This window comes from Lysobacter niastensis (assembly GCF_031457115.1).
GTDB classification, from domain to species: Bacteria; Pseudomonadota; Gammaproteobacteria; order Xanthomonadales; family Xanthomonadaceae; genus Lysobacter_J; species Lysobacter_J niastensis_A.
Genome location: NZ_JAVDVY010000002.1, coordinates 284,590 through 298,511 on the forward strand (window position 1 = coordinate 284,590; position 13,922 = coordinate 298,511).

General features: G+C 67.2%; 16 protein-coding genes. 8 read left to right on the forward strand and 8 right to left on the reverse strand.

From position 1 onward, the window contains the following. Nucleotides 1–17: 17 nt before the first annotated feature. From lptD to J2X06_RS10585, 6 genes are all read left to right on the forward strand, one after another. A complete protein-coding gene (lptD, locus tag J2X06_RS10560) occupies nt 18–2,462 on the forward strand; it encodes an LPS assembly protein LptD (RefSeq protein ID WP_310062035.1) in 2,445 nt (814 codons plus the stop codon). Then, complete coding sequence (locus J2X06_RS10565) at nt 2,459–3,814, forward strand: peptidylprolyl isomerase (RefSeq protein WP_310062038.1); 1,356 nt, start codon at nt 2,459–2,461, stop codon at nt 3,812–3,814. The genes lptD and J2X06_RS10565 overlap by 4 nt, the downstream gene beginning before the upstream one ends. Nucleotide 3,815: 1 nt before the next feature. After that, nucleotides 3,816–4,799, forward strand: coding sequence for a 4-hydroxythreonine-4-phosphate dehydrogenase PdxA (pdxA, locus tag J2X06_RS10570; RefSeq protein WP_310062041.1), 984 nt, complete (start codon nt 3,816–3,818; stop codon nt 4,797–4,799). After that, complete coding sequence (rsmA, locus tag J2X06_RS10575) at nt 4,796–5,602, forward strand: 16S rRNA (adenine(1518)-N(6)/adenine(1519)-N(6))-dimethyltransferase RsmA (protein ID WP_310062044.1); 807 nt, start codon at nt 4,796–4,798, stop codon at nt 5,600–5,602. The genes pdxA and rsmA overlap by 4 nt, the downstream gene beginning before the upstream one ends. Before the next feature lie 82 nt (nt 5,603–5,684). Then, nucleotides 5,685–6,068, forward strand: coding sequence for a Co2+/Mg2+ efflux protein ApaG (apaG, locus tag J2X06_RS10580; RefSeq protein WP_310062046.1), 384 nt, complete (start codon nt 5,685–5,687; stop codon nt 6,066–6,068). Nucleotide 6,069: 1 nt separating this feature from the next. Next, nucleotides 6,070–7,041: a symmetrical bis(5'-nucleosyl)-tetraphosphatase gene (locus J2X06_RS10585; protein ID WP_310062049.1), complete on the forward strand. Its 972-nt coding sequence runs from the start codon at nt 6,070–6,072 to the stop codon at nt 7,039–7,041. A gap of 124 nt (nt 7,042–7,165) precedes the next feature. Here the strand turns inward: J2X06_RS10585 and J2X06_RS10590 are convergent, their stop codons facing one another. From J2X06_RS10590 to J2X06_RS10625, 8 genes are all read right to left on the reverse strand, one after another. Continuing rightward, the gene (locus J2X06_RS10590; protein ID WP_310062051.1) at nt 7,166–7,657 is read right to left on the reverse strand and encodes a dihydrofolate reductase; all 492 of its coding nucleotides are present in this window, start codon (nt 7,655–7,657) and stop codon (nt 7,166–7,168) included. Nucleotides 7,658–7,661: 4 nt separating this feature from the next. Beyond that, nucleotides 7,662–8,456 carry a thymidylate synthase gene (locus J2X06_RS10595; protein WP_310062053.1) on the reverse strand — a complete coding sequence of 265 codons (795 nt, stop codon included), beginning with the start codon at nt 8,454–8,456 and terminating at the stop codon, nt 7,662–7,664. 6 nt (nt 8,457–8,462) lie between these two features. Next, a complete protein-coding gene (lgt, locus tag J2X06_RS10600; RefSeq protein ID WP_310062055.1) occupies nt 8,463–9,341 on the reverse strand; it encodes a prolipoprotein diacylglyceryl transferase in 879 nt (292 codons plus the stop codon). A 100-nt stretch (nt 9,342–9,441) separates the two neighbouring features. Beyond that, nucleotides 9,442–9,930, reverse strand: coding sequence for a TPM domain-containing protein (locus J2X06_RS10605; RefSeq protein ID WP_310062058.1), 489 nt, complete (start codon nt 9,928–9,930; stop codon nt 9,442–9,444). Nucleotides 9,931–9,955: 25 nt separating this feature from the next. Next, nucleotides 9,956–10,807, reverse strand: a complete 852-nt coding sequence (locus tag J2X06_RS10610; RefSeq protein ID WP_310063593.1) for a TPM domain-containing protein — start codon at nt 10,805–10,807, stop codon at nt 9,956–9,958. A 55-nt stretch (nt 10,808–10,862) separates the two neighbouring features. Further along, the gene (locus J2X06_RS10615) at nt 10,863–11,561 is read right to left on the reverse strand and encodes a LemA family protein (RefSeq protein ID WP_310062061.1); all 699 of its coding nucleotides are present in this window, start codon (nt 11,559–11,561) and stop codon (nt 10,863–10,865) included. Nucleotides 11,562–11,645: 84 nt separating this feature from the next. After that, nucleotides 11,646–12,383 (reverse strand): TerC family protein, encoded by a 738-nt coding sequence (locus J2X06_RS10620; protein WP_310062064.1) that lies wholly within the window; start codon nt 12,381–12,383, stop codon nt 11,646–11,648. 68 nt (nt 12,384–12,451) lie between these two features. Then, nucleotides 12,452–12,829 (reverse strand): diacylglycerol kinase, encoded by a 378-nt coding sequence (locus J2X06_RS10625; protein ID WP_310062067.1) that lies wholly within the window; start codon nt 12,827–12,829, stop codon nt 12,452–12,454. Between the two features lie 265 nt (nt 12,830–13,094). Between J2X06_RS10625 and J2X06_RS10630 the strand changes: the two genes are divergently transcribed. Continuing rightward, nucleotides 13,095–13,397 carry a putative quinol monooxygenase gene (locus J2X06_RS10630; RefSeq protein WP_310062072.1) on the forward strand — a complete coding sequence of 101 codons (303 nt, stop codon included), beginning with the start codon at nt 13,095–13,097 and terminating at the stop codon, nt 13,395–13,397. Between the two features lie 49 nt (nt 13,398–13,446). Continuing rightward, nucleotides 13,447–13,914, forward strand: a complete 468-nt coding sequence (locus tag J2X06_RS10635; RefSeq protein ID WP_310062074.1) for a VOC family protein — start codon at nt 13,447–13,449, stop codon at nt 13,912–13,914. Nucleotides 13,915–13,922 lie beyond the last annotated feature (8 nt).

Sequence of the window (13,922 nt, forward strand, 5' to 3'; positions counted from 1 at the left end):
GTATCACGGACGTCTGCGTGCGAAATCGCCTCCGCCTCCTCCCGTTGCCGCTCTGCATCGCCCTGGCCATGCCGGCCCAGGCCGCCGATGAGAACGAGGATTGGCGCCTGTGCCCGATCGAGGACGTGGTGCCTCCCTTCGCCGGTGCCGCCCCGGCTCCCACCGGGAGCGTCGAACAGCGGGCCGTCCAGCCCACCGACATCGAAGGCGACACGCTCGAGGCCAACCAGGGCACCGAGGCGATCTTCCAGGGCAACGTCTCGCTCAACCGGGGCGACCAGCTGCTGCACACCGACAAGCTGATCTACAGCGCCGAAACGGAAACCTACGTCGCCGAAGGCAACGTGCATTACCAGGACTCGGCAATGCGCGTCATCGCCGAGCGCGCCGAAGGCAGCCAGAAGAACGACACCCACACCATCGAGGACGTGCGCTATCAGTTGACCGAGCGCCGCGGCAACGGCGGTGCCGAGCGCATCGAGCTCAAGGGCGACCAGGGCACGCTGGTCCACTCGACCTATTCCACCTGCTCGCCATCGGAGCGGGCGTGGGAACTGCGGGCCCGGCGTATCGATGTCGACTCGGCCGAGGGCTTCGGTGTCGCGCGCGGGGCGACGTTGCGCCTGGGCAAGGTGCCGGTCATGTACATGCCCTGGTTCATGTTCCCGGTCGATGACCGGCGCCGCAGCGGCCTGCTCTATCCGGGCCTCTCCCTCAGCGGCCGCAACGGCTTCGACTACAAGCAGCCGATCTACCTCAACCTCGCGCCGAACTACGACGCCACGCTGGTCCCGCGCATCATGACCGATCGCGGAGAGTCGCTGGGCGGCGAGTTCCGCTGGCTGTACGAGAACGGCAGCGGCCAGATGTCGGGCAACTGGATGCCGACCGACGACCTGCCGGACCACGACCCGAGCCGTTACACCGACGCGAACGGCGTGGTGATCCCCCGCGACCAGATGCCCGACAAGGACCGCGGCCAGTTCGTGCTCAACGCCACGCACAACATCAACTCGAAGTGGTACGCCAACGCCAACCTCGGCTGGATCAGCGACGTCTATTACCTGCAGGACTTCAGCAACAGCCTCTACGGCATATCGGCCTATTCGGTACACAGCGATGCCGGCCTCTACGGCCGCGGCCGCTACTGGACTGCCGGCCTGATGGCCGACCACTACCAGCTCGCCGACTACACCCTGACCGAAGCCAACCTGCCATACGACCGCCTGCCGCGCGCCTACGCTCGCTGGGCGCAGCCTCTCGCGACCTGGCTGGAAGCGGGCGTCGACAGCGAAGCCGTGCGCTTCCAGCACGACGAGAAGGGCGGCGGCAGCCGCCTCGACCTGAAGCCCTACATCAGCATGCCGCTGGAAGGCGCGAGCTGGTTCCTGCTGCCCAAACTGGCCTGGCGCTACACCGGCTACCAGCTCGACAGCGACATCGCGGCCACGGTGGCCACCTCGCGCGCGCAGCAGTTCGCCACCGACAACGGCATCGTCTACACGCCGGCGCTGGATGCGCAGTTCTACGACCGCACGCCGACCCGCAGCCTGCCGATCGCCTCGCTCGATGCCGGGCTGTACTTCGATCGCAAGACCACGATCCGCGGCGACCACTACCTGCATACGCTGGAGCCGCGGATCTATTACCTCAACGCGCCCTTCCGCAACCAGGACGCGATCCCGCTGTTCGACACCAATACGATGACGTTCAGCTGGGGGCAGCTGTTCCGTGACAACCGCTACTCCGGCGCGGACCGGCAGACCGACGCCAACCAGATCACCGTCGCGCTCAGCACGCGCCTGATCAACGAGGAGGACGGCCGCGAGCGCCTGTCGGGAAGCATCGGCCAGATCCATTACCTCGACTCCAGCCGGGTCACCATCCCCGGCGAGCCCCCGGTGGAACAGGGCAAGTCGGCCTGGGTGGCCGATGCCAGCTTTTCGCCCACCGACCGATGGAACATCAGCGCGGCCTACCAGTGGGATCCCAAGTTCGGCCAGGAGGAACTGTCCAGCCTGCGGGTGCGCTACCTGCTGAAGGATTCGGGCATCGTCAACCTCGGCTACCGCTACCGGCGCGACCTCACCGAGCAGGCGGACTTCTCGTTCCTGTACCCGATCAACAACACCTGGAGCGTGGTCGGGCGCTACTACTACTCGTTCCTGGACGAGAAGACGCTGGAAAGCCTGGCCGGCGTCCAGTGGGAGAGCTGCTGCCTGGCCGTGCGCCTGGTGGCCCGCCGGTACCTGAACGACCGCAGCGGCGACCTGAACAATTCGCTGCAGGTGGAGTTCGAACTGAAGGGTCTGAGCTCGATCGGCCAGGACACGGAGCGCGTTTTGCGCCGTGCTATCCTCGGTTATGACCGCGACGACCTCTACCTCGTCCCGCCGTCCTCGGTGCAGCGGTTAAACAACAGCGGCGACGCCGCCAATACCACCCCTGATCCGGCCCTATGAAGAAACTACTTGCGTGTGTCCTCGCAGCCGGCGCGCTGTACGCTTCGGCACCCCTGCTCGGCGCCACCGCAACCGCCCAGGAGTTGCAGCCTATCGACCGCATCGCCGCGGTGGTCGACGAAAGCGTCATCCTGCGCAGCGAGCTCGATCGTGCGGTCAACAACATCCTGGCCCAGTACGCCGGGCGCGAGGGCCAGTTGCCCCCGCGTGAGGTGCTCGAGCGTCAGGTGATGGAACGCCTGATCCTGGTCAAGTTGCAGGTCGGACGCGCGCAGGACACCGGCGTGCGGGTCACCGACCAGGAAATCGACCAGGCCATCGCCTCCATTGCCCAGCAGAACGGGGCCACCCCCGAACAGCTTCGCCAGCAGGTCACCCGCGACGGCACGTCCTACCCCGAGTTCCGCAATTCGATCCGGGAAGAGCTGCTGATCCAGCGCCTGCGCCAGCGCTTCGCGCAGACCCGGATCTCGGTCAGCGAAGCCGAAGTCGACGCCGCGCTCAGCGCTCAGCAGAACTCGGGCACGCAGTACCACCTCGCCCACATCCTGGTCTCCCTGCCCGAAGGCGCCACGCCGGAGCAGATCACCACGGCGCAAAAGAAGATCCAGGGCGTCAAATCCCTGATCGACAGCGGCGAGATGGATTTCTCCGCGGCCGCTGTCCGCTATTCCGACAGCCCCAATGCGCTGGAAGGCGGCGACCTGGGCTGGCGCAGCATGAACGAGATTCCCAGCGCCTTCTCTGAACTGATGCGCGCGATGAGCCCCGGACAGGTCACCGCGCCGGTCCGCGGCCCCAGCGGCTTCCAGTTGCTCAAGCTGGTCGAGGTGCGCGATGCCTCGCAGGCCGCCCCCAGCATGGTCACGCAATATCACGCGCGCCATATCCTGATCCGCGTCGACGACACCACCCCCGACACGCAGGCCAGGGCCACGGCCGAGACGCTGCGTGCCCGCATCGCCGGTGGCGCCAACTTCGCCGAGATAGCCAGGGAAAGCTCCCAGGATCCGAGCTCGCAGGGCAAGGGCGGCGACCTGGGCTGGTTCACCCAGGACCAGTACGGCCCCGACTTCGGTGGACAGGTCGTGGCACTGGAAGACGGCCAGCTTTCGCAGCCGATCCGTACCCAGGCCGGCTGGCACATCGTCGAACGCCTGGGCACCCGCCAGACCGACGTGGGCGACGACAACCGCCGCGCCCAGGTGCGCGAGACCATCGGCCGTCGCAAGCTGGAAGACGAATGGAACCGGTACCTGCGCGAGATGCGCGGCGAGGCCTACGTCGACGTCCGCGGCAAGACTCCCGAGGCGGCCCCGGGCACCGAACCGGCGCCCGCCACCGGCGGCTGAGATGACGGCGATCCGGCTCGCGCTGGTGCCGGGCGAGCCGGCCGGCGTCGGGCCGGAGTTGTGCGTGCGACTGGCGCAGCGGCCGCGCGACCATGACCTGGTCGCGTTCGCCGATGCCGATACCCTGCGGGCCGCCGCCGACGTGCTTGGCCTGCCTCTGCGCCTGCTGCCTCCCGATAACCCGGCCACGCAGCCCGGCGATCTTGGCCTGGTCGTCATCCCCAATCCCGTCCGCGCGGCCTTCGGCACGCCGGACCCGCGCAATGCCCCCGCCGTGATCGGCGCCCTCCGGGACGCGGCCGCGGCCTGCCTGGATGGCCGTTTCGATGGACTGGTGACCGGACCGGTGCACAAGGCCGTGATCAACGAAGGCGGCATCCCTTACAGCGGCACCACCGAGCTGCTCGCCGAACAGGCCGGGCGCGAAGTGGTCATGATGCTGGCCAACGACGTGGTCCGCGTGGCCCTGGCGACGACCCACCTGCCGCTTCGGGCCGTCGCCGATGCAATCACCGCGCCGGCGCTGGAGCGGACGCTGCGCATCACCCATGCCGCGCTGCGGACCGACTTCGGCATCGCCGAGCCGGTGATCGCCGTGCTCGGACTCAACCCTCATGCTGGCGAGGGCGGGCATCTGGGTCGTGAGGAGATCGACGTCATCGAGCCGCTGCTGGTTCGCCTGCGAGGGGAAGGCCTGCGTCTGATCGGGCCCGTGCCGGCCGACACCGCGTTCCTGCCTGCCAGATTGAGCGGCTTCGATGCGGTGGTCGCGATGTACCACGACCAGGGCCTGCCGGTTCTCAAGTACAGCGGCTTCGAGCAGGCCGTGAACCTGACCCTCGGATTGCCCTATCCGCGCGTCGCCGTCGACCACGGCACCGCCCTGGACTTGGCGGGCAAGGGCCTGGCCGATCCTTCCAGTCTGTTCGCCGCCGCCGACACCTGCGCGCGCATGGCCCGTCTTCGCCGCACACTATCCGCATGAGCACCCGCACGCACGCCTTCACCGAGCCCGCAAAGAAGCACCTGGGCCAGCACTTCCTGCACGAGCGCGGGATCATCAACAAGATCGTGCAGGCAGTGGATCCCAAGCCGGGCGATCGCCTGGTCGAGATCGGGCCCGGTCAGGGCGCGATCACCTTCCCGCTGCTCGACCGCCATGGCGAACTGACTGTCATCGAGTTCGACCGCGACCTGATCTTCCCGCTGACCGAGGCCGCGCGCGCGCACGGCACGCTCGAGGTGATCCATCGCGACGTGCTCAGCGTCGACTTCACTGCGCTGACCGGCGGCGAAGGCCAGATCCGGCTGGTCGGCAACCTGCCCTACAACCTGTCCTCACCGATCCTCTTCCACGCGCTCGAACACGCTGCGGCAATCCGCGACATGCACTTCATGCTGCAGAAGGAAGTCGTCGACCGCATGGCCGCCGGGCCCGGCAGCAAGGTCTACGGCCGCCTGGGCGTGATGCTGCAGGCGTACTGCCATGTCACGCCACTGTTCAATGTGCCGCCGGGCGCGTTCCGGCCGCCGCCGAAGGTCGACTCGGCCGTGGTGCGGCTGGTGCCGCGATCGCCGGAAACCATCGGGATTGCCGATCCGGAAAAATACTCGGCGGTCGTGCGCGATGCCTTCGGCCAGCGCCGCAAGACGCTGCGCAATGCACTGTCCAAACTGTGCGATGCCGCGGCCATCGAGGCCGCCGGTATCCGGCCCGATGCGCGCGCGGAGCAGATCGAAGTCGCCGATTTCGTTCGCCTTGCCAACCATCTTGCGGCCTCGCAGTAGCGCACGCCTCCGGTTCATCGTTGGCAACGCGTTGTGCACGATGCGTTGACCTATTCAGCGCATCACGCCCTACACTGTCGGCATGGAACGCCGTACCCACTACTCATTCGATATTTCCGTCGCGACCCGGTATCTCGACGACCAGTCCGAGCCGGAGCAGGACCGCTACGTGTTCGCCTACACCATCCACATCCGCAACAGTGGCGAGGTCCCCGCCCGCCTGCTGGGCCGCCACTGGCTGATCACCGACGCCAATGGCAAGGTGCAGGAAGTGCATGGCGAGGGCGTGGTCGGCGAGCAGCCGTGGCTACGTCCCGGCGAAGACTTCGAATACACCTCGGGCGCGGTGCTCGAGACCAGCCTGGGCACCATGGAGGGCCGCTACGACATGCTCGCTGACGACGGCACGCAGTTCGACGCGCCGATTCCCGCTTTCACCCTGACCGTGCCCCGCACGCTGCACTGACATGGCGGTCTGGGCGATCGGCGACTTGCAGGGCTGCTACGACCCGACCCAGCGTCTGCTGGAGCGGATCGGCTTCGATCCTGCGCGTGACAAGCTGTGGTTCTGCGGCGACCTGGTCAACCGCGGCGGGCAGTCGCTGGAGACACTGCGGCTGGTGCATTCGCTGCGCGCCAACAGCGTCGTGGTGCTCGGCAACCACGACCTGTCGCTGCTGGCCATCGGCGAGCGCCGCGAGGACGAGCAGCGCAAGGTCAACCCGGACCTGCAGCGCATCGTCCTGGCGCCGGACCGCGACGAACTGCTCGACTGGCTGCGCCTGCAGAAAATGCTGCACGTCGACCGCCAGCTCGGCTGGATGATGGTGCATGCCGGCCTGGCGCCGAAGTGGACCGTGGCCATGGCCGAACGCCATGCGCGCGAGGTCGAGGAGCGCCTGCACGGCGACCAGTACCGGCGCCTGCTGAAGAACATGTACGGCGATGGCCCTGTCTGGCATCCGAAGCTGGCCGGCATCGATCGCCACCGCGCGATCATCAACATCCTGACGCGCCTGCGTTACTGCTCGCCGCGCGGCCGTATCTCGTTCGAGGACAAGGGCAGCCCGGGCACGCAGCCCATCGGGCTGTATCCCTGGTACGAGGTGCCCGGACGCGCCGAGCGCGACCTCAAGATCGTCTGCGGGCACTGGTCGACGCTGGGGTTGTTCATCGGCCACGGCGTGCATGCGATCGACACCGGTGCGGTATGGGGCGGCAAGCTCACCGCGTTGCAGCTGGACACGGACGAGCTGCGGATCGTGCAGGTGCCGGGTCGTGACGTGCCCGCTACGCCGCCGCGGCCGCGTCCGCCGCATCACCCGGGCGATCGCCAGGGCGACCGTCGGCCGCGTCAGAGCGGCGGACAGCAGCGCAATGGCAATCGCAATGCCTCGCAGGAACGGCAAGCGCCGCGTGCGGAAGCCGAAAAGGAATAATCAAGAGCGTCCCCTCACCCGGCGCTTTCGGCGTCGGTTGAATGGGTTCCCGCCTGCACGAGAATGACGTCGCAGCTGACACCGGGCGATACGTGAAGGCCGCTCTAAGCAGATGTCGGCGTCGTCAGCGCGCGTAATCGACAAACTCGAACGCGAACGCATGCTTCGCATCGGCGGCATGCGCCTCACGCCCGGTAACCCGCCATTGCCCGGCATCGAACGCGGGAAAGAACGCATCGGCGCCTTCGACCAACGTGTCGACATGCGTCAGGTGCATTCGCGTGGCCATCGGCAAGCACAGCGCGTAAACCTCTCCGCCGCCGATCACGCACAGCGCTTGCGCACCGTCGTTGGCGGCCTCGCGCAACGCCTCCTCGACCGAAGCCACTGCTTGCATGCCCTCGTAGGGCACCTGTCCCGAACGCGTCAGCACCAGGTTGCGCCGCCCCGGCAGCGCGCGCCCGAGCGACTGCGCGGTCTTGCGCCCCATCAACACCGGTTTGCCCAGCGTCAGCGCCTTGAAGCGCTTGAGGTCGTCGGGCAGGCGCCACGGCAGGTCGTTGTCGCGCCCGATGGCGCCATGCCGGTCCAGCGCGGCGATCAGCACCAGTTCCATCGGGTCAGACCGCCACCGGCGCCTTGATCGCCGGCAGCGGGTCGTAGTGCTCGATGGCGATGTCGTCGTAGCGGAAACCGAAGATGTCGCGCACTTCGGGGTTCAGGCGCAGCGTCGGCAACGGCCGCGGCGTGCGCGAAAGCTGCTCGCGCGCCTGTTCGAAATGGTTGGTGTACAGGTGCGCATCGCCCAGCGTGTGGACGAAATCGCCCACGCCCAGCCCGCACACCTGCGCCACCATGTGCGTCAGCAGCGCGTAGCTGGCGATGTTGAACGGCACGCCGAGGAAGATGTCGCCGCTGCGCTGGTACAGCTGGCAGCTGAGCTTTCCGTCGGCCACATAGAACTGGAACATCGTGTGGCACGGCATCAGCGCCATCTTCGGCAGATCGGAGACGTTCCAGGCCGAGACGATCAGCCTGCGCGAGTCGGGATTGCGCTTGATCTCATCCACCACCCAGCGGATCTGGTCGATCTCGATGCCGTCCGCGCCGGCCCAGCGCCGCCACTGCTTGCCGTACACCGGGCCCAGCTCGCCCTGCGCGTCGGCCCACTCGTCCCAGATGCTGACCTTGTTGTCCTTGAGGTAGGCGATGTTGGTTTCGCCCTGCAGGAACCACAGCAACTCGTGCACGATCGAGCGCAGGTGCAGCTTCTTGGTCGTGACCAGCGGGAAGCCCTGGCCCAGGTCGAACCGCATCTGCCAGCCGAACACGCTTCGCGTGCCGGTGCCGGTCCGGTCGGCCTTGTCGGTGCCGTGTTCCAGCACATGGCGCAACAGGTCGAGGTATTGCTTCATCGCGGCTTACCCCTTGGCCGGCAACGGCTGCAGCACCGGCGAGCGGCGCGACAGCCAGAACAGGTACAGGCCGAGGGCGATCAGGGGCAGACTCAGCACCTGGCCCATCGTCAGCCATCCGAACGCGAGGTAGCCGTGGTCGCCGATCTGCTGGTCCGGCACGCGTACGAACTCGACCAGGAAGCGGAAGCAGCCGTACAACAAGGCGAACAGTCCCGACACCGCATAACGCGGCCGCGGCTTGCGCGAGAACCACCACAGCGCCGCAAACATCACCAGACCCTCGAGGAAGGCCTGGTACAGCTGCGAGGGATGGCGCGCGAAACGGTCGAGCGCACCGGTCGCGAACTGCGCATGGATCTGCTCCATCGACCAGCCGCTGAATTCCGGCGCCCGCGGGAACACCACGCCCCAGCCGGCGTCGGTGAACTTTCCGAACAGTTCGCCACCGATGTAGTTGCCGATACGGCCAAAGCCCAAGCCCGGCGGCACCAGCGGCGCGACGAAGTCCATGGTGTCGAACAGGTGCAGCCGGTGGCGGTGCGACCAATACCAGGCCGCGGCGACCACGCCGATCAGCCCGCCGTGGAAGCTCATGCCGCCTTCCCAGATGCGGAACAGCATCAGCGGATCCTTCAGCAGGTCGCCGAAGGAGTAGAAGAAGACGTAGCCCAGGCGTCCGCCGAGCACGACACCGAGCATCGCGTAGAACAGCAGGTCGCCATAGGCCTGCTCGCCGACACCCGGCAGGCGGCCGGCGCGCACGCGACGCTGGCCAAGCCACCACGCCAGGCCGAAGCCCAGCAGGTACATGATCCCGTACCAGTGCACCTGAAGCGGGCCGAGATGAAAAGCGATCGGGTCGATCTGGTGCAGGAAGGTCATGCGGTTCCGAGGCGGGTCGGTGTTGGCCTTATTGTGCCCGAGCGCGCCTGTCGCAGGGGCGGCAGCTCATCGTCTTCGCCACCGCTACAGTCCGTCGCCGCTACAGGACGTAAGGAAGGTCCTGCAACTCGTTGACGTCGTGATCGCCATCGCCACGCGGGAAGTGCTCGACCACCAACCCGGAAAGCGCCTGCACGCCCCCCAGCACGGCCGCTTCGGGCTCACCTGCGCGCAAGCGCTCCTCGATCAGCTGGCACACGCCACGCCACTGCTCGTCGCTGACAAGGCCCTGGAAGCCGCGGTCGGCGACGATCTCGATGCGATGGTCGGCCAGCAGCAGGTACAGCAACACACCGTTGTTGGCCTGCGTGTCCCAGACCCGCAACTGCGCGAACACCTCATGCGCGCGTGATCGCGCATCGCGCCCGCCCAGCACCGCACGCGGATGCAGGGCCGGCTCGACGGCGAAGCAGATCTCGCCGGTGTGGAGCCGCTCGCTCTCGGCGATCGCCTGGGCGATGCGCTGCAGGCTCTCGCCCGGGAACAGGCGCTTGGCCGACGGAGGAAACAGGTGTTTGAGCAGGCGCATCGGTCAGGTCCTCATCGGTGCGGGCTCACCAGCTGCCGGAGGCGCCACCGCCTCCGCTCATGCCACCGCCGCCACCCCAGCCGCCGCCACCGCCGCCGCCGAAGCCGCCGCCGCCGAAACCACCGCCACCGCCCCATCCGCCCCACCCCCGGTCGCGGGCATAGCGGCCGGTCGGCACCGTGGCCAGGCTCATGAAGAAGCCGATCAGCGCGCCGATGCCGCCGACCAGCACCATCGACGAGACCAGCCAAGCGATGGCGCCGGCGGCGCCGCCGGCGATCACACCACGCACCAGCGACGGTGCACGACTGAAGATGCCGCGCGCCACCTGGGCGACGATGAAGGCGACGAACAAGGCGAACACCCAGTTGCCGCCGCCGCGTCCGCGGCGCTCGCTGCGGTGGTCGGCCATCGGCGCCGGCAAGGGTTCGCCGTCGATCAGCTTGACCAGCACGCCGGTGGCGTCGCTGATGCCGCCGGCGTAATCGCCGGCCCGGAACTTGGGCACCATGTATTCCTGGATCACCCGCGCCGAGGTCGCGTCGGGGATCGCGCCTTCGAGCCCATAACCAACTTCGATACGGACGCGGCGATCGTCCTTGGCGACGATCACTATCAGGCCGTCATCGACGCCCTTGCGCCCGATCTTCCATTGCTCGAACGCACGCACGCCGTACTGCGCGATGTCTTCCGGTTGCGTGGTCGGCACGACCAGCACCTGCAACTGGCTACCCTTGCGCTGCTGCAGCGCGAGCGCCTGGGCCTCGAGTTTCTGCCGCGTGGCCGCGTCGATCGTGCCGGTGGTGTCGACCACCGGCGAGGTCAGCGGCGGAATCGGCGCGAGCTGTTGCGCCTGCGCGAGCGCGCAGGCGAGCATCAACACGATCAGCGCAACGATGCGCCGCCAGATCACGGCCGGATACCGAGCGGGATCAGCCGTTCGCCGGCGCCGGTTGCTGCGTCGGCGGTTGTTGTGCCGGCGGTTGCTGCTGCGGCTGAGGCTGCTGCTGGGGTGGCTGCGGCTGCGCCGGCGGCTGGCCGAAATCGACCTTGGGCGGTTCCTGGATCTGCGTGGCGTTGTCGACGGTGAAGTTGGGCTTTGGCTTGTAGCCGAACACCATCGCCGTCAGGTTGACCGGGAACTGGCGGATGTAGGTGTTGAAGTCCTGCACCGTGCCGATGTAGCGCTGGCGCTCGACGGTGATGCGGTTTTCGGTGCCTTCCAGCTGCGCCTGCAGCTGCAGGAAGTTCTGGTCGGCCTTGAGCTGCGGGTAGTTCTCGCTGACTACCAGCAGGCGACCGATCGCGCTCTGCAGTTCGCCCTGTGCCTGCTGGAACTGCGCCAGGGACGCCGGATCGTTGGCGTTGACGTTGATGCTGCCGACCTTCGAGCGCGCTTCGGTTACCTGGGTCAGCACCTGCTGCTCATGGCTGGCGTAGCCGCGCACGGTGTTGACCAGGTTGGGCACCAGGTCGGCGCGGCGCTTGTAGACGTTCAGCACCTGCGACCAGGCGGCGGTCACCGCCTCGTCCTTCTGCTGGATGGAGTTGTAACCGCAGCCGCTGAGCAGCGCGACCAGGCAGGAAAGCACGAAGGCCTGGGCAAGGCGGGCGTGGGGGAAACGTGACATGACGCGACTCCTTCCGTGACATTGCCGGCATTGCAACACCCACCGGGACGGCGCGCAATGGAGCGCGCCCTCCCCAGCCACTCGTCACTCAGGCTGCAGACGGCTCTGGGCGCGGCGCTTGGCCCACAGGTTCAGGCACTCGACCAGCGCCGAGAAGCCCATCGCGCCGTAGATGTAGCCCTTCGGGATATGCAGCTCGAAGCCGTCGGCGATCAGGTACACGCCCACCAGCACGATGAAGGCCAGCGCCAGCATCTTGATGGTCGGGTTGTGGTCGATGAACTGGCCCAGCGGCTTGGCGGCCAGCAGCATCACCGCCACCGCGGCGAGGATCGCGGCCACCATGACCGCCGTCTGGTTGGCCATGCCCACGGCGGCGATCACCGAGTCGAGCGAGAACACGATGTCGATGACCGCGATCTGCGCGATCACACCCATGAACGACACCGCCGGCTTGGTGTGCACGTCCTCGGACTCGGGCTCGCCGATGATCAGATCCTTGATCTCCATCGTGCCCTTCACCAGCAGGAACGCGCCGCCGAGGATCAGCACCAGGTCGCGCACCGAGATGCCCTGGCCGAACAGCGAGAACAGGTCCTGGGTGAGGCCGGCCAGCCAGGCCAGCGTCAGCAGCAGCGCGATACGAGTGATGCAGGCCACCGCGATGCCGAACTTGCGCGCCCGCTCGCGCTGCGTGTAAGGCAGCTTGCTGACGGCGATAGAGATGAACACCAGGTTGTCGATACCGAGCACGATCTCGATCGCGCTCAAGGTCACCAGGGTGATCCACGTCTGCGGATCGGTCAGCATTTCAACAATCACTTGCTTGGCTTCCTAACTTGATTTTCAACAGCGGCCGGTCGCGACGGATCGCGTGTTTCCAGGGCCGGTCAGATCCGGGGCAGCAGGATCGCGCCCCACGTCAGCAATACGTTCATCATCAGCACGAACACCGCCGCCGAGCCCATGTCCTTGGCGCGGCCGGCCAGCTCGTGGTACTCGGGGCCGTAGCGCTCGATCACGGCCTCGACCGCCGAATTGAGCAATTCCATGCTCAGCACCAGCAGCATCGAGCCGACCAGCAGCACCCGTTCGACCGGGGTCTGTCCGGCCCACCAGCCCACCGGGGCCAGCACGACGAACAGGTAGACCTCCAGCCGGAACGAGGATTCATGCAGCCAAGCCGCACGCAGGCCCTGCATCGACCACCTTGCGGCCTTGAAGATGCGCGCGGGCCCCCGCGGAAGATGTCCGAACTCGTCTGCCATGAGGAGTCAGGCCGGCACGAAGCAGGATGCGGAATACGGCTGCACGGGCCTGGACAGGGACTGCTCGAAGATCGACATGGGACGGGGTCTGACCACCGACCGCGGGTGGATGGCCGCGGCGAAGGGCCGATTTTGCCACAAGCCCCGCTTACCCGCCGTGTGCGCACGCCGACCGACGGCTCCTGCACAGCACCGCTAGCGGTGTTTTCGCATGGCGTTAGCGCCCCCCGGCCTAGCCTGATCCGACCCATCGCGGAGAGCCGCCATGTCCCGCTGCGCCCTGCTCGCCCGGCTGGAAGCCAAGCCCGGCAAGGAAGAACAACTGGAGCAATTCCTCAAGAGCGCCCTGCCCCTGGCCGAAGCCGAGCCGGGAACCCGCACCTGGTTCGCGCTGCGCTTCGGCCCCAGCAGCTTCGGCATCTACGACACATTCGACACCGAGGCCGGCCTTCAGGCGCACCTGGACGGACCAATCGCCGCCGCGCTGATGTCGCGCTCGGAGGAACTGCTTGCCAAACCGCCGCAGATCGACCGCCTCGACCTGCTGGCCAGCAAGTTGCCGCACTGATCCCCGACCACTGTTTTCTTCCGCCACCGATCGATTCGGAGACCTGCCCATGAGAGTGAACCCCATTCCGGACGGCTACCACAGCGTGACGCCTTACCTGATCGTCGACGACGCCGAGGCGGCGCTGAAGTTCTACCGCGAGGCCCTGGGCGCCGAAGAAACGGTGCGCCTGCCGATGGGAGGAAAGATCGGTCACGCCGAGATCAGGATCGGCAACTCGATGGTGATGCTGTCGGACGAATGGCCGGACATGGGCGCGCTCGGCCCGAAGACGCGAGGCGGCGCCACCTCGTCCTTCGTGCTCTACGTCGAGGATGCAGACAAGGCGTTCGATCGCGCGGTGAAAGCCGGCGCGAAGGTCGACAAGCCGGTCGAGAACCAGTTCTGGGGCGATCGCATGGGCTCGGTGACCGATCCGTTCGGCCACAAGTGGAGCTTCGGCAGCCACGTCGAGGACGTGTCGCCGGAGGAAATGAAGAAACGCATGGATGCCTGGGCGAGCCAGCAAGGCGGTTGAGGCCAACT